This window comes from Actinomycetospora sp., assembly GCF_036497245.1.
Taxonomy (GTDB): domain Bacteria; phylum Actinomycetota; class Actinomycetes; order Mycobacteriales; family Pseudonocardiaceae; genus Actinomycetospora.
The window spans coordinates 1-22,131 of record NZ_DASXJS010000226.1 but is presented as its reverse complement, the minus strand read 5'-3'; the positions used below and the strand labels follow the sequence as shown (position 1 = coordinate 22,131).

Genomic DNA, 22,131 nt, shown 5'->3' with positions numbered 1-22,131 from the left:
GGGTTGAGCACCTCCGCGCAGGGGCCGGACCCGATGAGGTTACCGGCGGGTCCTTCCCGGACCCATCGGTGCTGGCCATGCTGCTTTTCACAGGATCGGTCAGGATGGGGCGGCGGGAGGTGCGCATGGTCGGCTCGGTGGGTGAGATCTTCACGGCGATCGCCGTGGTGATCCTGCTGGCCGGCATCCTGCGCTGGACCTTCGGCACCGGCCCGAAGGGCGCCGTGCCCGGTGACGACGGCGACGTTGGCCTGCTGGAGACGGTCGCGACGGTGCCGACCCGCGAGGCCGCCGAGGTCCTGGCCGCACGCCTGGCCCGCGAGAAGGTCCGCGCGACGATCGCCCATGCCGAGAGCGGCTGGAACCTGCTCGTGTTCCCGGCGGACGCGGACGACGCGAAGGTGGCCCTCCGGGCCTTGTAGGTGGCCTACCGGACGGGCGGTGCGTTGACCCGCTGGATGTCCCCACCGAGCGCGGTCAGGTTCTCGACGAACAGCGGGTAGCCGCGGTCGATGTGGGCGACGTCCCAGACCTCGGTCTCCCCGTCCGCGACGAGGCCCGCGAGCACCAGGCCGGCGCCCGCCCGGATGTCCGAGGCCCAGACCGGCGCCGAGGAGAGCCGCTCCACGCCCCGGACCACCGCGTGGTGGCCGTCGGTGCGCGCGTCGGCCCCGAGCCGGACCATCTCCTCGACGAACCGGAAGCGCCCCTCGAACACGTTCTCGGTGATCATCGAGGTCCCGTCGGAGACCGCGGAGACCGCGATCGCCATCGGCTGCAGGTCGGTCGCGAACCCCGGGTAGGGCAGCGTCACCCAGTCCACCGAGCGGGGGCGCGGTCCGCCGCGGACCCGGAAGCCCTCGCCGACCGGATCCACGGTCGCGCCGGCCTGGGTGAGCTTGTCGAGCACGAGGTCGAGGTGGTGCGGGTCGACCCCCTGGACGGTGACGTCGCCCCCGGTGATCACCGAGGCGAACGCCCAGGTCGCGCCCACGATCCGGTCGCCGATCACGCGGTGGGTGGTCGGCGTGAGCTCGGCGCCGCCGTGCACGGTCAGCGTCGACGTGCCGCCGCCGGAGATCTTCGCGCCCATCTCCTGGAGCATGCGGACCAGGTCGACGATCTCGGGCTCGCGCGCCGCGTTGTCGATGACGGTGGTGCCCTCGGCGAAGACCGACGCCATGAGGATGTTCTCGGTGGCGCCCACCGAGGGGAAGTCCAGCCAGACCTGCGCACCGCGCAGCGCGACGCCGGGCCCGTCGGCCTCCGCGACGACGCAGCCGTGGAGGATCTCCGAGCGCGCCCCCAGCAGGCGCAGGCCCGCCTGGTGCATGTCCAGCGGCCGCGAGCCGATCGCGTCGCCGCCGGGCAGGGGCACCACCGCCCGCCGGCACCGCGCCACCAGCGGGCCCAGCACGCACACCGACGCGCGCAGCCGCGACACCGAGCGGTAGTCCGCCTCGGGATTCAGCTCGGCGGGCACGTCGATGACGACGACGTCGCCATCCACCGCCACCTCGCACCCGAGGCTGCGCAGCACGTCGCCCATGAGCGGGACGTCGAGGATCCGGGGGCAGTTCGTGATCGTCGTCCGGCCCTCGGCCAGCAGGGCCGCGGCCATCAGCTTGAGCACGCTGTTCTTGGCGCCGACGACGTCGACCGTGCCCGCCAGGGGCCCCGCCGCACGCACGACGAAGTGCTCGTTCACGCTCGGCGACGCTACCGCCCCCGCTTCGGGCCCCCTCCCCCGGCTGTCACGCGCCCGGGCCCGGCGCCCGGACCGCCCTAGACTGACGCCGTGGCCGTTCACCTGACCCGCATCTACACGCGCACCGGCGACGACGGGACGACCGGTCTCTCGGACTTCTCCCGCGTGCCGAAGACGCATCCCCGCCTCGACGCCTACGCCGACTCCGAGGAGGCCAACGCGGCCATCGGTGTCGCCCTCGCCCTCGGGAACCTGCCCGAGCGCCTCGTCGCGCCCCTGCAGCAGATCCAGAACGACCTGTTCGACGTCGGGGCCGACCTCGCCACCCCCGTCGTCGAGAACCCGGAGTACCCGCCGCTGCGGGTCACCGAGGCGCAGGTGGAGCGGCTGGAGGGATGGTGCGACGAGTTCAACGAGGAGCTGGCGACGCTCAACTCGTTCATCCTGCCGGGCGGTACCCCGGGAGCGGCGTACCTGCACGTGGCGCGGGTGGTCACGCGACGTGCGGAGCGCGCCACCTGGGCGGTGCTCGAGGTCGACCCGGAGCGCACCACCGTGCTGCCCGCCCGCTACCTCAACCGGCTCTCGGATCTGCTGTTCATCCTCGGCCGCGTCGCGAACCCCGGCGGGGACGTGATGTGGGTCCCCGGCGGCCCGGAAGCACAGAAATAGGTGCGCTTCGCGCTTGTGAGCACTTTCGGTGGCTATAGCGACCGAAAGTGCTCACAAGGGCGTAGCCCACCTGCTAACTGGCCTGGCGGTATCCCGTCGAACGGCCGGGGGGTGTCGACTCCAGCCACGAGGAGAACCCCGTGAGCACGTCGACGCTCATCGCGAGCTCGTAGCTGCCCTCGGAGGTGCGACATCGCAGCACCGTCGCGCCCGGGGCGTGCAGCTCGGTGGCGCGCGGGGGCCGGCGGTCGACGATCTCGACGTCGGTGCGGTCGAGCACCACGTTGGGGCCCGAGCGCAACCCGCTGACCCGGTACCAGCGGAACTGGTCGCCGCGGTAGCGCGCGATCCCGGAGTGCCAGCCGCGCTGGTCGTCGGCCGCGGACGGGGCGGGGTCGGTGGGCGTCGCGTCCGCCGATGGTGCGCGGCGCAACGCGACGTCCACCCCGCCACGGCGCAGTTGCTGGAGCCGTCGGAGTGCGATCAGGGCGAGCAGGAGCAGGACCGCCGCCACCGCGACGAGGACGATCTCCACGACCACCCCGGAGGTGCTCATGCTCGTCGCGCCATCGTGGGTCGGGCCGCCACGTGCCTCGCTTCCGCCCGTCTCGCCTAGTCGCCGGCCTGGCCTGCGGCCGCGAGCCGGGCCTCGGCCCGGGCCTTGGCCGCCCGCCCGGAGGCGTCGTCCTCGTCGGCGCGGTCGCGCTCCTGCTGGGCGGAGGAGACGTCGATCTCGTCGGCGAGCTCCGCCTCCTCGGCCAGGATGGTCAGCTTCTCGCCGTCCATCGACAGGAAGCCGCCGAAGACGGCCGCCCGTACCGACTCACCGTCGCTCGGGTCGATCCGCACCATGCCGGCGTCGGTGAGCTGGGCGATGAGCGGCTCGTGGTGGGGCAGGATGCCGATCTCGCCCACGCTGGTGCGCGCGAAGACGAAGTCGGCCGTGCCGGACCACACCTTCCGCTCCACCGCCACGAGATCGACCTGCATCTCGGCCACGGAGAAGTCCTTTCGTCAAGCGGTTCCCGGGCGGGGCGCGCGGCTACGCGCCCCACCCGGGGAGCGGGTCAGTCCTTGTACTTCTTCTGGTTCTCCTCGACGTCGTCGAGGTCACCGCACATGAGGAACGCCTGCTCCGCATAGTCGTCGTACTCACCCTTGGCGATCTTGTCGAACGCCTCGACGGTGTCCTTGACGTCGACGAACGAGCCCGCCTCGCCGGTGAACTGCTCGGCCGCGTACATGTTCTGCCCGAGGAAGCGCTCGATGCGCCGCGCGCGGGCGACGGTGAGCTTGTCCTCCTCGGAGAGCTCGTCGATGCCGAGGATCGCGATGATGTCCTGCAGGTCGTTGTACTTCTGCAGGATGCGGATGACCTCGCGGGCGACGCGGTAGTGCTCGTCGCCGACGAACTGGGGGTCCAGGATCGTCGAGGTCGAGGTCAGCGGGTCCACCGCGGGGAAGATGCCCTTGGCGAACACGTTGCGGGAGAGCTCCGTGGTCGCGTCCAGGTGGGCGAACGTGGTGGCCGGCGCCGGGTCGGTGTAGTCGTCGGCGGGGACGTAGATCGCCTGCATCGAGGTGATCGAGCGGCCCTTGGTCGACGTGATCCGCTCCTGGAGCTGACCCATCTCGTCCGCCAGCGTCGGCTGGTAACCGACCGCCGAGGGCATGCGACCCAGGAGGGTGGAGACCTCCTGGCCGGCCTGCGTGAACCGGAAGATGTTGTCGATGAACAGCAGGACGTCGACGCCGACCTCGTCGCGGAAGTACTCCGCCATGGTCAGGGCCGACAGCCCGACGCGCATGCGCGTGCCCGGCGGCTCGTCCATCTGACCGAACACCAGCGCGGTGTCCTTGAGGACGTCCGCGTCGGTGAGCTCGGCGATGAGGTCGTTGCCCTCACGGGTGCGCTCCCCGACGCCGGCGAACACCGAGGTGCCACCGAAGTTGCGGGCGATGCGCTGGATCATCTCCTGGATGAGCACCGTCTTGCCCACGCCCGCGCCGCCGAACAGGCCGATCTTGCCGCCCTGCACGTACGGCGTGAGCAGGTCGACGACCTTGAGGCCGGTGACCAGCATCTCGGTGCGGCCCTCGAGCTGGTCGAAGGGCGGCGGGTCGCGGTGGATGGACCAGCGCTCGGCGTCGTCGCCGTAGCCCGGGTCGTCCAGGCACTTGCCGAGGGCGTTGAACACGTGACCCTTGACGAGGTCGCCGACCGGCACGTTGATCGCCGTACCGGTGTCGGTGACCTCCGTGCCGCGGACGACGCCGTCCGTCGGCTGCATGGCGATCGTGCGGACCTGGTTGTCGCCCAGGTGCTGCGCGACCTCCAGGGTCAACATCTTGGTCTCACCGTCGAGCGTCACGTCGAAGGTGAGGGCGTTGAAGAGGTCCGGCACGGAATCGCGCGGGAACTCGACGTCGATGACGGGGCCGAGCACTCGGGCGATGCGCCCGGTGCCGGCCTTCTGCTCGGTTGCCTGCGTCATGGGTGTCACTCCCCTGCCGTGGCGAGGGCGTCGGCACCACCGACGATCTCGCTGATTTCCTGGGTGATCTGGGCCTGACGAGCCTGGTTGGCCTCGCGGGTCAGGTCGTCGATGAGGTCGTTCGCGTTGTCGGTGGCGGCCTTCATGGCCCGCCGCCGCGCCGCCGACTCGGAGGCCGCCGCGTCCAGGAAGGCCGCGAACACCCGGGTACGGAGGTACTTCGGGAGCAGCACGTCGAAGAGCTGGTCGGCCTCGGGCTCGAAGTCGTACTCCGCTTCCTGGGACGACGAGGCGTCGCCGTCCGACGAGTCCTCGGACTCGTCGGAACCCTCGAGCTCTTCCAGCGACAGCGGCGCGATCTGGCGCGCGTTCGGCGTCTGGCTGAGCATCGAGGAGAACGCCGTGTAGATGACGTGGAGCTGGTCGACCCCGGAGAGGCCCTGGACCTCTTCGGGCGCGACGACCGCCGGGTCCTCGCCCTCCTCCGGGGCCTCGATCGTGCCCTCGCCACCGGCGAGGAACGCCGCCGCGAGCGAATCGGCGACCGAGACCGCGTTCTCGTACTGCGGGAGCTCGGAGAACCCCGTCCAGCTCTGGGCGATCTCACGACCGCGGAACCGGAAGAAGTCCCGGCCCTTGCGCCCGACGACGAACAGCATCGGCTCCTGGCCGGCGTCGGTGATCTCCGTGATCCGCTTGTTCGCGAGCCGGAGGGTGTTGGCGTTGTAGCCACCGCAGAGTCCACGGTCACTGGTCACGACCAGCACACCCACCCGCCGGACCTCTTCCCGGGGGACGAGGAGCGGGTGGTCGGTCGCGGCCGCCTTCGACGCCTGGGTGAGGACGTTGGTGAATTCCTCCACGTAGGGACGGGAGTTCTCCACCCTCGCCTGGGCCTTGGAGATGCGCGACGTCGCGACGGTCTCCTGGGCCTTGGTGATCTGGGCGATGTTGCGCGACGACTTGATACGTCGGCGCAGTACGCGCAATGAAGCCGGCATCCGCTACCTCAGCTCTCGGAAGCCACGACCGAGGACCCGTCCGAGGCCTCGAACGACTTCTTGAACTCGGTGACGGTGTCGGTGAGCCGCTTCTCGTTGTCCTCCTCGAGCTTCCCGGTGTCCCGGATCTCCGAAAGGATCTCCGAGCCGTTGCGCTGGAGGTACTCGAGGAACTCGCTCTCGAAACGGCGGACGTCCTCGGCGGGCACCGTGTCCAGGTGGCCACGCGTGCCGAGGAAGATCGCGGCGACCTCCTGCTCCACCGGGTACGGCTCGCCCTGGCCCTGCTTGAGCAGCTCCATGAGCCGCTGGCCGCGGTCGAGCTGGGCGCGCGAGGCGGCGTCGAGGTCCGACGCGAATGCCGCGAACGACTCCAGCTCGCGGTACTGCGCGAGCTCCACGCGCAGCGAGCCCGCGACCGACTTCATCGCCTTGATCTGGGCGTCACCGCCGACGCGGGACACCGAGACACCGACGTTGATGGCCGGCCGCTGACCCTGGTTGAACAGGTCCGACTCGAGGAAGCACTGCCCGTCGGTGATCGAGATGACGTTCGTCGGGATGTAGGCCGAGATGTCGTTGGCCTTCGTCTCGATGATCGGCAGCCCGGTCATGGAGCCTGCGCCCAGCTCGTCGGAGAGCTTGGCGCAGCGCTCGAGCAGCCGCGAGTGCAGGTAGAAGACGTCGCCCGGGTAGGCCTCACGGCCCGGCGGGCGGCGCAGCAGCAGGGAGATCGCGCGGTAGGCCTCGGCCTGCTTCGACAGGTCGTCGAAGATGATCAGGACGTGCTTGCCCTGGTACATCCAGTGCTGGCCGATGGCCGAGCCCGCGTACGGGGCGATGTACTTGAAGCCCGCCGGGTCGGAGGCCGGAGCCGCGACGATCGTCGTGTACTCCATGGCGCCCGCGTCCTCGAGGGACGCCTTGACGCCGGCGATCGTCGAGCCCTTCTGGCCGACGGCGACGTAGATGCAGCGGACCTGCTTGTCCGGGTCCCCGGTCTCCCAGTTCTCCCGCTGGTTGATGATCGTGTCCGTGCAGACGGCCGTCTTGCCCGTCTTGCGGTCACCGATGATCAGCTGGCGCTGGCCGCGGCCGATCGGGGTCTGCGAGTCGATGGCCTTGATGCCGGTCTGGAGCGGCTCGCCGACCGACTGCCGCTGGACGACCGTCGGGGCCTGCAGCTCGAGGACGCGGCGCTCCGTGTCCTCGATCTCGCCCTGACCGTCGATCGGCTCGCCGAGCGGGTTCACGACGCGACCGAGGAAGCCGTCGCCGACCGGCACCGAGAGGACCTCCCCGGTGCGGCTGACCTGCTGGCCCTCCTCGATCTGGGCGAAGTCGCCCAGGACGACGACGCCGATCTCGCGCTCGTCGAGGTTGAGGGCGAGGCCCAGCGATCCGCTGGGGAAGCGCAACAGCTCGTTCGTCATCGCCGAGGGCAGACCCTCGACGTGGGCGATCCCGTCCCCGGCGTCGACGACGGTTCCGACCTCCTCGCGGGAAGACTCCGCCGAGAAGGACGACACATAGTTCTCGATCGCGCTCTGGATCTCGTCCGAGGAGATCGTCAGCTCCGCCATGGTTCCCTGCTATCTGTTCTCACGACTGCTGGTGGTCTGGGATGGGGCGGGCCCGCCCCGGAGTCCTCCGGAGCGGGCCCCGCGCTCACGTCGGGAAGGCGTCGGCAGCACCGCGCAGGTGCCGGGCGACGCTGCCGTCGAGCAGCTCACCCCCGACCCGCACGACCAGGCCACCCAGGATGTCCGGGTCGACGTCCGACTGCACCGAGATCGACCGGCCGTACAGGCGGGACAGCACGTCGCCGAGCCGGTCCTCCTGCTCCTCGGAGAGGACGATCGGGGCGACGACCCGGGCGATCGAACGATCCCGGCGCGCCGCCGCGGCGTCCGCGAGGCGCTCGGCCGCGTAGTCGAGGGCCTTCGAGTAGGGGTGGCGCACGATCTGGGAGAGCAGGCGACGCGCGGTCGTGGTGACCTTGTCGCCCAGCACCTGCCCCAGCAGTGACACCCGCTTGTCGGTCGGCGCGGTGGTGTCCGCCAGCAGCGTCCGCAGTCGCGGCTCGCGCTGGAGGATCCGGCCGAAGCGGAACAGGTCGTCCTCGGTGTCCGAGAGCGTCCCGTCCTTCTCGGCCGCCGCCAGGCCCGCGGTTCGCCCGAGGGTCTCGACGGCCTCCACCAGGTCGGTCGGCGAACTCAGCCGCGTCTGGACCAGCGTGGTGAGCAGCTGCACCGTCGTGGCGTCCAGCTTCGCGGAGAAGAGGTTCTCCACGAGGCCGCGACGCAGCGACGCCGACCCGGTCGGGTCGACGAGGTGCCTGCGGAGCTCGAGGTGCTCGTTGAGCACCGCGGCCACCCCGTACAGCTCGTCCGACACGCGCGCCAGGTGCTCCGCGGTGCCCGACGTCGGGTCCGAGACCACCTGCTCGAGCGCCTCGGTGGCGTGGTCGACGGCCCCCTGGCTGGCGCCGTGCATCAGGCCTCCCCGGACTCGGTGGACGCCGGCCCCGAGGAGGAGCCGGCCGCGACCGTGCTCGCCGAGGACGACCCCGACGAATCCAGCGACCGCACGTACGACTCGGTCGTCGACCGCGCGGCAGCGTCGTCGGAGATCGGCCGCCCGAGGATGCGCTCCGCGAGGGTGCGCGACAGGTCGGGCAGCTTCTCCTGCAGGTCACCGCGGGCCCGGGTCCGCTGCGTGTCGAGCTCGCGCTCGCCGCGCTCACGGATCTCCGAGATCTCCCGCTCCGCCTGCCCACGCTGCTCGGCAGCCTGCTCCCGGGCGGTGCCCCGGGCCTCGTCACGGATGGACGAGGCCTCGTTGCGGGCGTCCGAGAGCACCTCGGCATGACGGCTCTCGGCCTGCCGGTACTTCTCGTCGGCCTCCTCGCGGTCCCGCTGGAGCTGCCGGACACGCTCCGCCCGCTCCTCCATCGCCTGCCGGATCGGCGGGACGATGAACTTCGCGAGCAGGAAGAAGACGACCGAGAAGAGGATCAGGACATAGAAGAACGTGCCGTTGGGGAGCAGGAAGTTCTGCGAACTGCCCCCCTGCGCCAGCACGGCTTCCGTGCTCGGCTGTGCGGTCACGTGGATCAGCCGCTGCCGAGCACGAAGACGAAGAGCGCCATGAACGCGAGGTTGATGAAGTACATGGCCTCGACCAGACCGACGGTCAGGAAGAAGATGTTGAACAGGCGGCTCTGGGCCTCCGGCTGACGGGCGACACCCGCGATGGTCTGGGCACCGACCAGACCGTCACCGATGGCCGCGCCGATCGCGCCGCCGGCCAGGGCGATCCCACCGCCGATGAAGGCGCCACCGGACTTCAGCCCGGTGGACGGGTCGCCGCCCTGGGCGAGGACGGATTGCACAACCGACATGAACGCTCCTTGATGTGTTGAGTGGGGATGGTGCGGGCCGTGCCGGCCGAGGGGTGCAGCCGGGCGCGCCGAGAGGCTAGTGCCCCTCCTCGCTCACGGCCGGGCCGAAGAACTGCATGATGGTCAGCAGCGCGAAGATCAGGGCCTGGATAGCACCGATGAACAGGTCGAACAGCTTCCACGCGGCATTCGGGAGCCAGAGGCCCCACCACGGGATCAGCGCGATCACCGAGATCATGATCGTGCCCGAGAGGATGTTGCCGAACAGTCGCAGCGAGAGCGAGATCGGCTTGGCGATCTCCTCGATGATGTTCAGCGGCGCGAGCGCCACGTAGGGCTGGACGAACCGGCGCAACGTGCGCGTGCCCTGTTCGCGGAAGCCCCAGACCCATGCGGACACGAAGACGAAGATCGCCAGCGCGTAGGCGGTGTTCGCGTCGGACGTCGGGGGCTTCAGGATCTCGGGGTGACCACTGGGGATCACGCCGAGCCAGTTCGAGAAGAGGATGAACGCGAAGAGCGCGATGGTCAGCGGGGCGAGGTACTCGGCGGGGCGACGCCCCATCCGGCCCTGCACCTGATCCACCATGTAGCCGGTCAGGGCCTCGTAGGCCATCTGGACCTTGTTCGGGACGGCGGACGTGACGCGGGATCGTACGTAGAAGCCGGCACCGACCACGATGAGCGCGGCGATGGTCGACGTCCACATCGTGTCGCCGTTGAACGTCATACCGAGGAACTCGAACTGCCCGGTGTGCTCACTCGGGGAGATCGAGGAGCCGCCTTCGGCGGCGAGGAATCCGGTCGTCACTTGCGGAGCTCCTTGAGCGCAGGCACGGATCCGACGATCGTGTTGATGACCTGGAACAGCGCCAGCCCGAGGAACGTCCCCAGGCCGGTCGGGAAGAAGAAGAGAGCGAGGGCGACGGACACCGCCGTGACGATGGCCAGCCGCGCTCCGACGCCGCGCACGAGCGCGGCCTTGCTCGGCAGATCCGCCGCCGACTGGCGCAGGACCGACCGTTGAACCATGAGGGCGTTGGCCGCCCCGAGCGCGAGGCCGACGCAACCGAACGCGGCGATGCCCGCGGCACCGAAGATGTAGCCGGCGACGAGGCCGAGGACCCCGATGACGACCGCCACGATCAGGGAGATCCGGAACGCCTCACGCGTGGCCCCGGGAACAGTCAGCATCGGTGCATGACCGAGGGGTTCGTTCACATCAGCTCCCGAGGAACTTGCGCATTTCCGTGTAGGCCAGTCTCGCCGTGCTCACGATTCCCAGCGCCAGCCCGATCAACAGGAAGATCGGGAACGTACCCGCCAGGTGATCGACCAGCCACCCCAGGAGAGTGGGCCCGATGAGACAGCCCGCCAGTGTGGTGCCCAATCCGAGGAGAGCCCATCCGTCCGCCCGTGAATCCGCCATGACCGGTAGCCCACGCCCTCATACGGAACGCAGGGCTGACACGACCATGGTCAGTCCTCCTCGACGACGACCGGCGACACCGAGCAGCCCCGGCGCCACGTTCCCGTGCCGTCCTCGGGCGGCCCGACTCACTCATCTGGACCACTCGATTTGCCCCGTTTCGACGGGACGCGAGGAACCTATCACACCCCCTACGACGACCTGTCGTCGTACGCAATCCGCTACTCAGTGGCCGTGTGGTGATCGAACTCGGGGGTCGGGCGAAGATCACCGAGCTCGCAGACGGGGGATCGCCGAGGCGAGCACCGCGACGAGCAGTCCGAAGGCCACGAGCCCCACCACGAGGAAGACATCGGTGATGAGCGCGAGGGCCACCGCCCCGAACGCGAAGACCCCGGCCCACAGGTAGATGAGCAGCACCGCGCGGCGCTGGGAGTGCCCGATCTCGAGCAGCCGGTGGTGCAGGTGCATCTTGTCCGGCGCGAACGGGCTGCGCCCGGCGCGGGTGCGGCGCACGACCGCGAGCAGCAGGTCGATCAGCGGGATCAGGACCACCGCGGCGACGACGACGATCGGCGCCAGCAGGGCGAGCGCGTTGCGCGGCGCGGAGTCGGCGTAGGTGATGCGCCCCGACGCGCTCGTGGTGGCGGCCGCGAGCATCAGCCCGATGAGCATCGAGCCGGAGTCGCCCATGAAGATGCGGGCCGGCTGGAAGTTGTGCGGGAGGAATCCGGCGCAGGCCCCGGCGAGCACGGCGGCGATCAGGGCGGGCGGATAGGCGGTCACGTCGCCGCCGCGCTGTTCGAGCAGGCCGAGCGAGAACGCGAGGACGGCCGCCGACGCGATGAGCCCGATCCCCGCGGCGAGCCCGTCGAGGCCGTCGACGAAGTTCACCGCGTTGACCAGCACGACGCACAGGAAGACCGTGAGCACGACGCCCTGGTTGGGGTCCAGGATGAGGAGCGTCCAGCCCGATCCGCCCGACCCGTCGGGGATCGGCAGGACGAACCACTGCACGCCGAGCAGCACCAGCACGCCCGCCGAGGTCGCCTGGCCGGCGAGCTTGGTGAGAGCGTCGATGCCGAAGCGGTCGTCGAGCGCGCCCACCAGCACGATGAGCCCGCCCGCGACCATCACGGCGCGGGTCTCCGAGGAGTAGTCGAACGCGCGGCGCAGCACGGGCAGCTGCGAGGCCACGAACACCCCGGCGAGGACGCCGATGTACATGGCGACCCCGCCGAGGCGCGGGATGGGCACGGTGTGGACGTCGCGCCCGCGCGGGACCGCGATGGCCCCGGCACGGATCGCGAGGCGCCGGACGACGCCGGTCACCAGGAAGGTCACCACCGCCGCGGAGAGCCCGACCAGGAGGTACTCCCGGATCGGGAGCCCCTGCGGCACGAACGGTGGCGACGGGTCCACGCGGCCAGGTTAGACGGTCGTCCCCAGGAGGTTCGCACACCAGCGCTCCTCCGTCGCGCTGTCGTGCGACCTCACGGACGTGGCGGTCTCAGCCCCTCGGGTAGGCGGGGAAGCGCGCGACCAGTGTCGACACCTCGTCGCGCACGTCGGCCAGGCTCCGCTTGCCGTCCTCGGTGGTCTCGTCCGCGGTCACCGCGGCCGCGATCAGGCGCGCGACCTCGGGCATCTCCGCGGTCGTCATGCCCTGCGTGGTGATCGACGGCGAGCCGACCCGGATGCCCGACGCCGTCATCGGGGGCTGCGGGTCGTAGGGGATCGCGTTCTTGTTCAGCGTGACCCCGGCGAGCCCGCTGCGGGCCTCGGCCTCCTTGCCGGTGACCCCGAGCGGCTGCAGGTCGAGCAGCGCCAGGTGGGTGTCGGTGCCCCCGGAGATCGCGCGCATGCCGTGCGACTCGAGACCCGAGGTCAGCGCCTGGGCGTTGGCGATGACGTTGCGGGCGTACTCCTGGTAGTCCGGGGTCGCCGCCTCGGCGAGCGCCACGGCCTTGCCCGCGACGGCGTGCATCAGCGGCCCGCCCTGCAGGAACGGGAAGACGGCCTTGTCCAGCGCCTTCGCGTGCTCGGCCCTCGAGACGAGCATGCCGCCGCGGGGGCCGCGCAGGACCTTGTGCGTGGTGAAGGTGACGACGTCGGCGTAGGGCACCGGGCTGGGGATGGCCTGGCCGGCGACGAGACCGATGAAGTGGGCGGCGTCGACCCAGAGGATCGCGCCGACCTCGTCGGCGATCTCGCGGAACTTCGCGAAGTCGATGAGGCGCGGGTAGGCGGTCGCCCCGGCGACGATCATCTTCGGCCGGTGCTCGAGCGCCAGCGCGCGGACCTCGTCGTAGTCGATGAGCCCGTCGGACTCCCGCACGTGGTAGGGCACCGGCTCGAACCACTTGCCGGAGAAGCTGACCTTCGCGCCGTGGGTGAGGTGCCCGCCGTGGGGCAGGCTCATGGCCAGCACCTTGTCGCCGGGCTGGCAGAACGCCGCGTACACCGCGAGGTTGGCGTTGGCGCCCGAGTGCGGCTGCAGGTTCGCGTGCTCGGCGCCGAACAGCGTCTTCGCGCGCTCGATGCCGATCTCCTCGGCGCGGTCGACGACCTCGCAGCCGCCGTAGTAGCGCCGGCCGGGGTAGCCCTCGGCGTACTTGTTCGACAGCGTCGACCCGAGCGCGGCGAGCACCGCCGGACTCGTCAGGTTCTCGCTGGCGATGAGCTGGAGTCCGCCGCGGAGCCGTCCGAGCTCGTCGTCGAGGACCTGGGCGATCTCCGGGTCGACGGCGGAGAGGGCGCTGTAGTCAGGGCCCCAGAAGTGCTCGTCGGTGGCTGCCACGTTCGTGTTACCTCACTCTGATCGGGGGTGGACCGCACGCGGCGGCGTCCCCGGAGTGGGACGACGACGTCGATCCGGAACCGAGGTCCGACGGTACCCGGGCCCGCGGTCCCCGGTCGGGCGGTTTGTGCTCGTGGTCACCAGTCCGCGATGGTCAGCGAGGTGTCGGGGCGCGGGCGGGCGTCCAGACCGCGGGCGAGGTAGTCCCAGGCGGCGAGCCCGATCATCGCCCCGTTGTCGGTGGACCAGCGCAGCGGCGGCAGGCACAGCGACACGCCCGCCTCCTCGCACAGCGCCCCGGCGGCCTCGCGCACCTGCGGGCTGGCCGCGACCCCGCCGACGACGACGAGGCAGCGGCTCGGGCGGCGCTCCAGGGCGCGGCGGCACTTGGCGACGAGCACGTCGAGGCAGGCCGCCACGAACGAGGCGGCCACGTTCTCGTGCGGATGGTCCGGGTTGGCCGCGAGGAAGCGGGAGACCGCGGACTTCAGGCCCGAGAACGAGAAGTCCAGCTCGAGGTCCATCGCCGGGCGCGGGAAGGGCACGTCGGCGGCGCCGTCCTTCGCCAGCCGGTCGATGGCCGGCCCGCCGGGATAGCCGAGCCCCAGCATGCGGGCGACCTTGTCGTAGGCCTCCCCCACCGAGTCGTCCCGGGTGGACCCCACGAGCTCCACCTCACCGGGCCCGGCCAGGTGCGCGAGCAGCGTGTGCCCGCCCGAGACCAGCAGCACCATCGCGGGGTAGGTGACCCGGCGCTCGTCGAGGTCGGCGCTGCGCAGGTGCCCGCGCAGGTGGTTGACCCCGTACACCGGGAGGCCCCAGCCGTCACCGAGCCCGACGGCGCTGTTGGTCCCGACCACGAGCGAGCCGATGAGCCCGGGACCCCGGGTCACGCCGATCGCGGTGAGGTCGGCGGGGCGCAGGTCGGCGTCGGTGAGGACCTTGCGCACCGTGGGGAGGATCGCGTCGACGTGCGCGCGGCTGGCCATCTCGGGGTAGACGCCGCCGTAGCGGTCGTGGAGCTCGACCTGCGAGGCGACGGCGGCCGCGACCACCTCGCCGTCGGGGCGGACCACCGCGACGCCGGTGTCGTCGCACGAGGTCTCGATGCCCAGCATCAGGCCGTCGGCCGGCAGCACGGTGGTCACTGGTGGAGCACCCTCTCGATCTCGGACGCCGGAACCACGCCCTCGCGTTCGATCCTCGGGGTGTCGAGCATGTCCCCCGTCGCTCCGCTCGCCCGGATATGACAGTTGACGACCGTCGAGGGCTCCCCGGAGCGCACCCCGCCGTCCACGACGGCGTCCGGGCGTCCGGCGAGCTGGTCGAGGATCGGCCCCGGCGCCTGCTGCGTCGGCTCGCCGTGGGCGTTCGCGCTGGTCACGAGCAGGGCCCCGACGTCGGCGAGCAGGGCGCGCAGGTCGGGGTCGGCGGGCACGCGGACGCCGACCTCGTCGCGCCCGGCCAGCCAGGACGGGGCGCGGTCGGCGTCGATGCCGAGCGCCACGGTCAGCGGCCCCGGGGAGAACGCCGCGAGCAGCCGGCGCGCGCTCTCCGGCACCAGCACGCCGAGCGAGGGCAGCTCGTCGGGGGTGGCCACCATGATCGGCAGGTTGCGGGTGCGCGGGCGGTCCTTGAGGGCGAAGAGCCGGTCGATCGCGTCGGGACGGCGGGGGTGGACCGCGAGCCCGTAGACGGTGTCGGTCGGCAGCAGGGCCACCCCGCCGTCGAGCAGCGCCTCGCGCGCGGCGGTGAACCCGTCGCCCCGGAACCGCACCGAGGACTCGGTGAGCGGCGCGGCGCTGACCACCGGCGGGTCGTGCTCGCCGGCGCGCAGGCGGTCGGTGAGGGCGTCGACGTCCGGCGCGTCGAGTCCGGTGTCCCGCGTGGCGACGCCGTGCTCGGCGAGCAGCGCCGCGGCGGGACCGCGCCGCGCGCCCGCGAGCCCGACGGTGCCGTCCCCGAGGCGCCCGAGGAGGTCCTTGACCACGACGTCGAACTCGCCGTGGCGCACGGCGACCTGCCCGTCCGCGCCGCTCAGGCAGGCGTAGACGGCGGTGCCGCCCGCGGGGCGCAGCACCAGGACCGGTCCGGGGCCCGCCTGGGTGGCGAGCAGCGCGAGCGAGTCCAGCGCGACCACCGGGATCTCCCGCGCGAACGCGACGGCGTTGACGTAGGCGATCCCGGCGCGCACCGAGGCGAGGTTGCCGGGCCCGACGTCGACGGCGAGCCGGTCCAGGTCGGCCACCGAGCGCCCGGCGTCCCGGATGACCTGGCCGGCGAGCACCCCGACGTCGACGAAGCCCGGGTCGCTGCGGTCCGCGGTCGCGCGCGCGACGACCGTGTCGCCGTCGAGCAGGGCGGCGCCGTAGACCCGTGAGGAGGTCTCGACGGCGAGGGTGAGGGTCATGCCGGGGCTCCGGGGACGTCGGTGGTGCTCACGAGGCGGCCGCGACGGCGTCGAGCACCGGCGCCCACCGCGCGCCGCCCCGCATGGTGATCTCGCGCGCGTCCGCGTCGCCGGGGCCGGGCAGCGTCGCGAGGTGGATGTAGAGCGGGTCGACGAACTCGCGGGCCACGAGGGCGCCCCACTCGACGAGCGCGATGACCTCGTCGAGGTACTCGTCGAGGCCCAGGTCGCGGAACTCGGTGAGGTCGGCGAGGCGGTAGGTGTCGACGTGCAGCACCCGGGGCCCGGGCGTGGCGTAGAACTGCGCGAGCGAGAACGTGGGGCTCGAGACGGCGACGTCGGAGCCCAGCGCGGCGACGAGCGCGGAGACGAAGGTGGTCTTCCCCGCCGCGAGGTCGCCGGTGAGCAGCACCGCGTCGCCCGCGCCCAGGTGCGGGGCGAGGTCGGCGGCCACGCGGGCCGTCTCCTCGGGCCCGTCCACGCGGCGCACCGTCTCGTGCGCGTTCACCTGCTCGTTCATCGCCCTCCCATGATAGGAGCCGCGCCGCGGGCGCCCACCGCGAGGAGTCTCAGGCGACGGCGGGCGTGTGCCCGAGGACCTCGCCGATCTCCGCGGTGCTCACCGTGCCCTCGCGCCGCACGACCGGCTCGGCCCCGGTGAGGTCGACGATCGTGGACCCGGCGTCGCTCTCCAGCGGTCCGCCGTCGAGGTAGATCTCGACCGCTTCACCGAGCTGGGCGTAGGCGTCGGCGCAGGTGCGCGGGACCGCCCCGCCCCCGGCGTTCGCCCCGGTCATCGCCATCGGGCCGCACTCGCGCAGCAGCTCGAGAGCCACCGGGTGCAGGGGCATCCGCAGCACGACGGTGCCGCGGGTCCGTCCGAGGTCCCACGCCAGCGACGGCGCGTGCGGGAGCACGATCGACAGCCCGCCGGGCCAGAACGCCTCGACCAGGTCGCGGGCGGCGCTCGGGACGACGGCGACCAGCCCGTCGATGGTGGACCAGCTGCCCACCAGCACCGGGACGGGCGTCTCCGGCCCGCGGCCCTTGGCGGCCAGCAACGACCGCACAGCCGACTGGTCGAACGCGTCCGCCCCGATGCCGTACGAGGTGTCGGTCGGGACGACGACGAGCCGCCCGGCCCGCGCCGCGGCGGTGGCGGCGGCGAGACCGGCCGCCCGGGTGTCGGGGACGCGGCAGTCGAAGGTGGTCACGGCCGCAGACTAGGACGCGCGACGACGGGCGCCGACGGCGACGCGGGGCCGGCCCGCGAGGTCGGAGCGGGTCGCGACGTCGGTGAACCCGGCGTCGGTGAGCACGTCCCGGACGGCGGGGGCGTGCGACTCGTCGTGCTCGACGGCGACCCGCCCGCCGTCGCGGAGCAGCCGCGCCGCGGTGGCCGCCAGCGGCCGGATGACCGCGAGCCCGTCGGGTCCGCCGAACACCGCCTCGCGCGGGTCGTGGTCGACCTCCGGGCCGACCTCGGTGCCCTCCGGCACGTACGGCGGGTTCGCGACGACGACGTCGACGATGCCCTCGAGCGTCGCCAGGGTGTCCGGGTGGGTCACGTCGGCGCCGGTGAGCCGGACCGTCGAGCCCGACAGGTTGCGCCGCGCCCAGGCGAGCGCGCCCTCGTCGAGCTCGACCGCGTGCACCTCGGCGTCCGGACGGGCCGTCGCGAGCGCGAGGGCGAGGGCCCCGGAGCCGGTGCACAGGTCCACCGCGCGCGGTTCGGCGATCCCGCGCAGGGCCGCGACACCCTCGGTGAGCAGCAGCTCGGTCTCGGGACGGGGCACGAACACCCCCGGCCCGACCGCGACCGACACCGGTCCCAGCACCGCGCTGGTGAGGAGGTGCTGCAGCGGTTCGCGGGCGGCGCGCCGGGCGACGAGCGCGTCGAGCCGGGCGCCCGCCTCGTCGTCGAGCTCCGGGGCCAGCACGAGCCGGGTGCGCGGGACCCCGAGCACGTAGGCGGCGAGCAGCTCGGCGTCCACCCGGGGGCTCTCGACCCCCGCCTCGGCCAGTCGTGCGGCGGCGTCGGTGACGCGGGTACGGGTCAAGGTGCTCATCGCGCCCTTCCTTCCTGCCCGGCCTCCTGGGCGGCCTCGGCGAGCCGCTCCTCCCGATCGGCGGCGCGCAGCGCGTCGAGCACGCTGCCCAGGTCGCCGTCGAGGACCCGGTCGAGGTCGTGGGACTTGTAGCCGATGCGGTGGTCGGAGATCCGGTTCTCGGGGAAGTTGTAGGTACGTACGCGCTCGGAGCGGTCCACGGTACGGACCTGGCTCCGGCGGTCCGCCGAGGCGGCGGCCTCGTCGGACTCGTCCTTCAGCGCCTGCAGGCGCGAGCGGAGCACCTCCATCGCGCGGGCCTTGTTCTGCAGCTGGGAGCGCTCGTTCTGGCAGGACACGACGACGCCGGTGGGCAGGTGCGTGATGCGCACGGCCGAGTCGGTGGTGTTGACGCCCTGCCCGCCCTTGCCCGAGGAGCGGAACACGTCGACGCGCAGGTCCTTCTCGTCGATCTTGACGGACGCGGCGGCGGTGTCGTCGACCTCGGGATACACCAGCACCCCGGCCGCGGAGGTGTGGATGCGTCCCTGCGACTCGGTGACCGGCACGCGCTGCACCCGGTGCACGCCGCCCTCGTACTTCAGCCACGCCCAGACGCCGTCGGGATCCTGGCCCGGCGCCGACACGATGACGGTGACGTCCTTGTAGCCGCCGAGGTCGGACTCGGTGGCGGCGAGCACGTCCACCTTCCAGCCCCGGTGCTCGGCGTAGCGGGAGTACATCCGCAGCAGGTCGCCCGCGAACAGCGCCGACTCCTCGCCGCCCTCGCCGGACTTGACCTCGACGACGACGTCGTTGCCGTCCGCCGGGTCGCGGGGCACCAGGAGCTCCCGCAGGCGCGCGCGCAGGCCGCCGACGGTCGTCTCGAGGCTCTCGGCCTCCGCACCGAACGCCGGGTCCTCGCGGGCCAGCTCACGGGCGTCCGCGAGATCGGCCTCGGCCCGCTCCAGCTCACCCGCCGTGGTGACGACCGGGGCCAGCTCGGCGTAGCGGCGGCCCAGCCGTCGCGCGAGCGCCTGGTCGGCGTGCACGTCCGGGTCGGCCAGGCGCGCCTCCAGACCGGCGTGCTCCTCGACGAGCGCGCGCACCGACTGCGTCGCGTTCGCCTGCGCCGTGTCGCCCGTCGCGCCGCCCTGCCCGGCCACCTGTGTCATCTCAGCCTCGATCCTCCCACCCGATCCGGGACATCCCCCGGACACACGAACGCCCGCCGTCCGCGCCCCGGGTCACCGGAGCGCGACGGCGGGCGTCGCGGGAGCTACTTGCGGCCGGCGCGCTTGCCGTACCGGGCCTCGAAGCGGGCGACCCGGCCACCGGTGTCCATGATGCGCTGCTTGCCGGTGTAGAAGGGGTGGCACGCCGAGCAGACCTCCACGGTGATCGCACCGTTCTGCTTGGTGCTGCGCGTGCTGAACTGGTTGCCGCAGCCGCAGGTCACCTGCGTCTCGACGTACTCGGGGTGGATGCCCGTCTTCATCTGGCTGGTCCTCTCGTATCGACCGCCGGGTCCCCGTCGTCTCGATCGGGGTGAACCGGAGGCACCTGTCGCCGGAGTCATTCTCTCAGGACCACCGACTGCTGGCGTCAACAACCCCGGCCCGGTGCGTGTTCCCGGGTGATCCGGACCGGCGGCACGGCGTGTGAGGTTCACGTTCAGTGCTGATGATCCCTCCGAACAGGTGAGTGCCCAGCGCCGTACGTCGGGTGTCCCTGGCGGCGAGGCCGGGGCGACACGGGGAGTCACGAGATGAAGATGCGCACCATGGCCGTCGCGGGGGTGGCCGCCCTGGCCCTCACCGGGATCGGCTCCGGGATCGCCGTCGCCCAGGCCGGACCGCCACCCGTGGCGACGATCCCGAGCCTGACCGGCCAGAGCACCTCGGTGAAGCTCGACTCCGGGTTCACCGGCGCCCTCAAGTCCCTCGACGTCACCCCGGCACCCACCGGCAAGGGGACGGTCACGGACGGCACGGCGACGTTCCCGATCACGGGCGGCAACGTCACGGTCTACAAGCCGGGCGAGGTCACCCCGTACGTACAGGGAATGATCATGCATGACGGGTCGGGCCTGAGCCTGACCAAGGGCAGCACCAAGGTCACCCTCGAGAACTTCGTGGTCGACCCGGGCCAGCCGGCCACGCTGAAGGGCAAGGTGTCCGCCAACGGTTCGACCGTGGCCGACTCCGTGACGCTCTTCGACCTCGACGGGTCCACGCTCAAGCCGCTCATGACCGACGCAGGCGCGGGCACCGCGACACTGACCGGCACCACGGTGCGCCTGTCCTCCGACGCCGCCTCGGCGCTGAACAAGGCGTTCTCCACCGACGCGCTCAAGGGCGGCACCACCGTCGGCATCGCGACGATCGTCGTGAACCTGCCCGGCAAGGGCGGCAGCACCAGCTCCATGCCCGGCACCATGCCGGCGGGCGGGGCCGAGACCGGCGGCGGTAGCACCGCCACCGGCGGGGTCGACCCGACCCTCCTGGGCGGCGGCGTGCTGGCCCTCGCGCTGGCCGGTGGCGCCCTGGTCGTCGTCCGGCGTCGCTCCGCGGACCGCGGCTGATCACCGCCGCGCGCGGAGCCCCGGACTCCTGCCTCCGCGCGCGGCAACCCGTCTCCTGTGAGGACCCGCCATGTCACCGACCCGACGTCGCGGGTGGATCGTCGCCGTCGCCCTCCTCGTCGTCGCGGGGGCCGTACTGATCGGGCTGGCGCTGACGACCGGTCCACGGACCGCGGCTCCGGTGGCGGCGGCGGACACCCGCGCGCCCGTCACGGTGTCCGCGCCGGCGCCCACGACGACGGCGGCACCGGTCGAGCTGCCGGTGTCACCCCCGGCGCGGATCGCGATCCCGGCGATCGGGGTGGACTCGGCGGTCGGCACGGTCGGGCTGAACCCGGACGGGACCGTCGGAGTCCCCGCGCCGGGCCCGCACTACGACGATGCCGCCTGGTACACCGGCTCGGTCACCCCTGGGCGGCCCGGGCCGTCGGTCGTCCTCGGCCACATCGACTCGGCGGCGAACGGGCCGTCGGTGTTCTACCGGCTCGGCGCGCTGCAGCCCCTGGACGAGTTCACCGTGACGCGCTCCGACGGGCGGACGGTCGTCTACAAGGTGAACTCGGTGAAGAGCTATCCCAAGGACGCCTTCCCCACCGAGGCCGTGTACGGCCCGACGACGCGCCCGGAGATCCGGCTCATCACGTGCGGCGGGGCGTTCGACTCGGCCGCCCGCTCCTATGTCGACAACACGGTCGTGTACGCGAACCAGATCAGCCCATGACAGCGATGGCCCATTCCTGTCACCTGACGAGCAACAAGGGGAGCACGCCGACAGGGCCACTCACTCGGGCGCGGCGGGGCCGGCCCACGACAGACGACGACAGGCCCCGCCGGAGTCCCGGCAGGGCCTGTCGTCATGAGCGGACCGACTAGACGTCGTCCTTGCCCGGCGTCGTCTTGGCGACCTGCATGAGGAACTCGATGTTGGTGCGCGTCTTGCGCAGCCGGTCGAGCACCAGCTCGATCGCCTGCTGCGAGTCGAGCGCCGCGAGCACCCGCCGCAGCCGGTGCATGACCGCGGTCTCGTCCGGCGAGAGGAGCAGCTCCTCCTTGCGGGTGGACGAGGCGTCCGGGTCGATGGCCGGGAAGATGCGCTTGTCGGCGAGCTTCCGGTCGAGCTTGAGCTCGGCGTTGCCGGTGCCCTTGAACTCCTCGAAGATCACCGTGTCCATCGTCGAGCCGGTCTCGACCAGCGCCGTCGCGAAGATCGTCAGCGAACCGCCGTCCTCGATGTTGCGCGCCGCACCGAGGAAGCGCTTCGGCGGGTAGAGGGCCGTCGAGTCGACGCCGCCGGAGAGGATGCGGCCCGACGCAGGCGCGGCCAGGTTGTAGGCCCGGCCGAGGCGGGTGATCGAGTCGAGGAGCACGACGACGTCGTGACCCTGCTCGACGAGGCGCTTCGCCCGCTCGATCGACAGCTCCGCGACCGAGGTGTGGTCTGACGGCGGCCGGTCGAAGGTCGAGGCGATGACCTCGCCCTTCACCGTGCGCTGCATGTCGGTGACCTCCTCCGGCCGCTCGTCGACGAGCACGACCATGAGGTGGACCTCGGGGTTGTTCGTGGTGATCGCGTTCGCGATC

At 72.0% G+C, this 22,131-nt stretch carries 25 protein-coding genes and 1 pseudogene; 4 read left to right on the top strand and 22 right to left on the bottom strand.

Features of this window, described 5'->3' with window-relative positions; translation table 11 throughout:
• The first annotated feature begins 68 nt into the window (after positions 1-68).
• On the top strand, positions 69-422 hold the full coding sequence (locus VGI02_RS23795) for a hypothetical protein (protein ID WP_414638362.1): 354 nt from the start codon (positions 69-71) through the stop codon (positions 420-422).
• Between the two features lie 5 nt (positions 423-427).
• Here the strand turns inward: VGI02_RS23795 and murA are convergent, their stop codons facing one another.
• Positions 428-1,708, bottom strand: a complete 1,281-nt coding sequence (gene murA, locus VGI02_RS23790) for a UDP-N-acetylglucosamine 1-carboxyvinyltransferase (protein WP_331631533.1) — start codon at positions 1,706-1,708, stop codon at positions 428-430.
• A 90-nt stretch (positions 1,709-1,798) separates the two neighbouring features.
• On the opposite strand from murA, the gene VGI02_RS23785 reads away from it, so the two are divergent.
• Positions 1,799-2,380: a cob(I)yrinic acid a,c-diamide adenosyltransferase gene (locus VGI02_RS23785; protein ID WP_331631531.1), complete on the top strand. Its 582-nt coding sequence runs from the start codon at positions 1,799-1,801 to the stop codon at positions 2,378-2,380.
• A 73-nt stretch (positions 2,381-2,453) separates the two neighbouring features.
• Here VGI02_RS23785 and VGI02_RS23780 read toward each other — a convergent pair whose 3' ends face one another.
• From VGI02_RS23780 to rpmE, 20 genes and pseudogenes are all read right to left on the bottom strand, one after another.
• Complete coding sequence (locus VGI02_RS23780) at positions 2,454-2,936, bottom strand: DUF2550 domain-containing protein (RefSeq protein ID WP_331631529.1); 483 nt, start codon at positions 2,934-2,936, stop codon at positions 2,454-2,456.
• A gap of 56 nt (positions 2,937-2,992) precedes the next feature.
• Complete coding sequence (locus tag VGI02_RS23775; protein ID WP_331631527.1) at positions 2,993-3,379, bottom strand: F0F1 ATP synthase subunit epsilon; 387 nt, start codon at positions 3,377-3,379, stop codon at positions 2,993-2,995.
• Between the two features lie 68 nt (positions 3,380-3,447).
• Complete coding sequence (gene atpD, locus VGI02_RS23770; RefSeq protein WP_331631525.1) at positions 3,448-4,875, bottom strand: F0F1 ATP synthase subunit beta; 1,428 nt, start codon at positions 4,873-4,875, stop codon at positions 3,448-3,450.
• 5 nt (positions 4,876-4,880) lie between these two features.
• Positions 4,881-5,876: a F0F1 ATP synthase subunit gamma gene (locus VGI02_RS23765; RefSeq protein WP_331631523.1), complete on the bottom strand. Its 996-nt coding sequence runs from the start codon at positions 5,874-5,876 to the stop codon at positions 4,881-4,883.
• A 14-nt stretch (positions 5,877-5,890) separates the two neighbouring features.
• Positions 5,891-7,459, bottom strand: a pseudogene (gene atpA / locus VGI02_RS23760) (F0F1 ATP synthase subunit alpha); the annotation flags it as partial.
• An 85-nt stretch (positions 7,460-7,544) separates the two neighbouring features.
• Positions 7,545-8,372: a F0F1 ATP synthase subunit delta gene (locus VGI02_RS23755; RefSeq protein ID WP_331631521.1), complete on the bottom strand. Its 828-nt coding sequence runs from the start codon at positions 8,370-8,372 to the stop codon at positions 7,545-7,547.
• A complete protein-coding gene (atpF, locus tag VGI02_RS23750) occupies positions 8,372-8,959 on the bottom strand; it encodes a F0F1 ATP synthase subunit B (protein ID WP_331631519.1) in 588 nt (195 codons plus the stop codon). The genes VGI02_RS23755 and atpF overlap by 1 nt, the downstream gene beginning before the upstream one ends.
• A gap of 32 nt (positions 8,960-8,991) precedes the next feature.
• Positions 8,992-9,279 carry a F0F1 ATP synthase subunit C gene (locus VGI02_RS23745; RefSeq protein WP_331631517.1) on the bottom strand — a complete coding sequence of 96 codons (288 nt, stop codon included), beginning with the start codon at positions 9,277-9,279 and terminating at the stop codon, positions 8,992-8,994.
• A gap of 76 nt (positions 9,280-9,355) precedes the next feature.
• Positions 9,356-10,090: a F0F1 ATP synthase subunit A gene (gene atpB / locus VGI02_RS23740; RefSeq protein WP_331631515.1), complete on the bottom strand. Its 735-nt coding sequence runs from the start codon at positions 10,088-10,090 to the stop codon at positions 9,356-9,358.
• Positions 10,087-10,473, bottom strand: coding sequence for a hypothetical protein (locus VGI02_RS23735; protein WP_331631513.1), 387 nt, complete (start codon positions 10,471-10,473; stop codon positions 10,087-10,089). Before VGI02_RS23735 ends, atpB begins: the two co-directional genes overlap by 4 nt.
• 28 nt (positions 10,474-10,501) lie before the next feature.
• Positions 10,502-10,708, bottom strand: coding sequence for an AtpZ/AtpI family protein (locus VGI02_RS29170; protein WP_414638360.1), 207 nt, complete (start codon positions 10,706-10,708; stop codon positions 10,502-10,504).
• Between the two features lie 267 nt (positions 10,709-10,975).
• On the bottom strand, positions 10,976-12,130 hold the full coding sequence (locus tag VGI02_RS23730) for a glycosyltransferase family 4 protein (protein ID WP_331631511.1): 1,155 nt from the start codon (positions 12,128-12,130) through the stop codon (positions 10,976-10,978).
• A gap of 88 nt (positions 12,131-12,218) precedes the next feature.
• Positions 12,219-13,508, bottom strand: a complete 1,290-nt coding sequence (glyA, locus tag VGI02_RS23725; protein WP_331631509.1) for a serine hydroxymethyltransferase — start codon at positions 13,506-13,508, stop codon at positions 12,219-12,221.
• Between the two features lie 137 nt (positions 13,509-13,645).
• Complete coding sequence (gene tsaD / locus VGI02_RS23720; protein WP_331631507.1) at positions 13,646-14,656, bottom strand: tRNA (adenosine(37)-N6)-threonylcarbamoyltransferase complex transferase subunit TsaD; 1,011 nt, start codon at positions 14,654-14,656, stop codon at positions 13,646-13,648.
• Entirely contained in the window at positions 14,653-15,918 is a 1,266-nt protein-coding gene (locus VGI02_RS23715; protein WP_331631505.1) for a Sua5/YciO/YrdC/YwlC family protein, read from the bottom strand. The genes tsaD and VGI02_RS23715 overlap by 4 nt, the downstream gene beginning before the upstream one ends.
• A gap of 28 nt (positions 15,919-15,946) precedes the next feature.
• Positions 15,947-16,438, bottom strand: a complete 492-nt coding sequence (gene tsaE, locus VGI02_RS23710; RefSeq protein WP_331631503.1) for a tRNA (adenosine(37)-N6)-threonylcarbamoyltransferase complex ATPase subunit type 1 TsaE — start codon at positions 16,436-16,438, stop codon at positions 15,947-15,949.
• A 49-nt stretch (positions 16,439-16,487) separates the two neighbouring features.
• Positions 16,488-17,132: an L-threonylcarbamoyladenylate synthase gene (locus tag VGI02_RS23705; RefSeq protein WP_331631501.1), complete on the bottom strand. Its 645-nt coding sequence runs from the start codon at positions 17,130-17,132 to the stop codon at positions 16,488-16,490.
• 9 nt (positions 17,133-17,141) lie between these two features.
• A complete protein-coding gene (prmC, locus tag VGI02_RS23700) occupies positions 17,142-17,987 on the bottom strand; it encodes a peptide chain release factor N(5)-glutamine methyltransferase (protein WP_331631499.1) in 846 nt (281 codons plus the stop codon).
• Positions 17,984-19,141 carry a peptide chain release factor 1 gene (gene prfA / locus VGI02_RS23695; protein WP_331631497.1) on the bottom strand — a complete coding sequence of 386 codons (1,158 nt, stop codon included), beginning with the start codon at positions 19,139-19,141 and terminating at the stop codon, positions 17,984-17,986. The genes prmC and prfA overlap by 4 nt, the downstream gene beginning before the upstream one ends.
• A 104-nt stretch (positions 19,142-19,245) precedes the next feature.
• A complete protein-coding gene (gene rpmE / locus VGI02_RS23690; RefSeq protein WP_331631495.1) occupies positions 19,246-19,464 on the bottom strand; it encodes a 50S ribosomal protein L31 in 219 nt (72 codons plus the stop codon).
• Positions 19,465-19,734: 270 nt separating this feature from the next.
• On the opposite strand from rpmE, the gene VGI02_RS23685 reads away from it, so the two are divergent.
• Both VGI02_RS23685 and VGI02_RS23680 read left to right on the top strand, forming a co-directional pair.
• Complete coding sequence (locus tag VGI02_RS23685) at positions 19,735-20,550, top strand: GVDTG sorting domain-containing protein (RefSeq protein ID WP_331631493.1); 816 nt, start codon at positions 19,735-19,737, stop codon at positions 20,548-20,550.
• A 70-nt stretch (positions 20,551-20,620) separates the two neighbouring features.
• Complete coding sequence (locus VGI02_RS23680) at positions 20,621-21,271, top strand: class F sortase (RefSeq protein ID WP_331631491.1); 651 nt, start codon at positions 20,621-20,623, stop codon at positions 21,269-21,271.
• Positions 21,272-21,419: 148 nt separating this feature from the next.
• On the opposite strand, the gene rho is transcribed toward VGI02_RS23680, so the two are convergent.
• On the bottom strand, positions 21,420-22,131 hold a 712-nt coding region (gene rho / locus VGI02_RS23675; RefSeq protein ID WP_331631489.1), incomplete at its 5' end, for a transcription termination factor Rho.

Bases quoted from the DNA above. Each gene is read 5' to 3' on its own strand.
- VGI02_RS23780 (WP_331631529.1), bottom strand. From the start codon at position 2,936: ATGAGCACCTCCGGGGTGGTCGTGGAGATCGTCCTCGTCGCGGTGGCG.
- atpD (WP_331631525.1), bottom strand. From the start codon at position 4,875: ATGACGCAGGCAACCGAGCAGAAGGCCGGCACCGGGCGCATCGCCCGA.
- VGI02_RS23765 (WP_331631523.1), bottom strand. From the start codon at position 5,876: ATGCCGGCTTCATTGCGCGTACTGCGCCGACGTATCAAGTCGTCGCGC.
- VGI02_RS23755 (WP_331631521.1), bottom strand. From the start codon at position 8,372: ATGCACGGCGCCAGCCAGGGGGCCGTCGACCACGCCACCGAGGCGCTC.
- VGI02_RS23745 (WP_331631517.1), bottom strand. From the start codon at position 9,279: ATGTCGGTTGTGCAATCCGTCCTCGCCCAGGGCGGCGACCCGTCCACC.
- VGI02_RS23735 (WP_331631513.1), bottom strand. From the start codon at position 10,473: ATGCTGACTGTTCCCGGGGCCACGCGTGAGGCGTTCCGGATCTCCCTG.
- VGI02_RS29170 (WP_414638360.1), bottom strand. From the start codon at position 10,708: ATGGCGGATTCACGGGCGGACGGATGGGCTCTCCTCGGATTGGGCACC.
- VGI02_RS23715 (WP_331631505.1), bottom strand. From the start codon at position 15,918: ATGACCCTCACCCTCGCCGTCGAGACCTCCTCACGGGTCTACGGCGCC.
- tsaE (WP_331631503.1), bottom strand. From the start codon at position 16,438: ATGAACGAGCAGGTGAACGCGCACGAGACGGTGCGCCGCGTGGACGGG.
- prmC (WP_331631499.1), bottom strand. From the start codon at position 17,987: ATGAGCACCTTGACCCGTACCCGCGTCACCGACGCCGCCGCACGACTG.
- prfA (WP_331631497.1), bottom strand. From the start codon at position 19,141: ATGACACAGGTGGCCGGGCAGGGCGGCGCGACGGGCGACACGGCGCAG.
- rpmE (WP_331631495.1), bottom strand. From the start codon at position 19,464: ATGAAGACGGGCATCCACCCCGAGTACGTCGAGACGCAGGTGACCTGC.
- VGI02_RS23685 (WP_331631493.1), top strand. From the start codon at position 19,735: ATGAAGATGCGCACCATGGCCGTCGCGGGGGTGGCCGCCCTGGCCCTC.
- VGI02_RS23680 (WP_331631491.1), top strand. From the start codon at position 20,621: ATGTCACCGACCCGACGTCGCGGGTGGATCGTCGCCGTCGCCCTCCTC.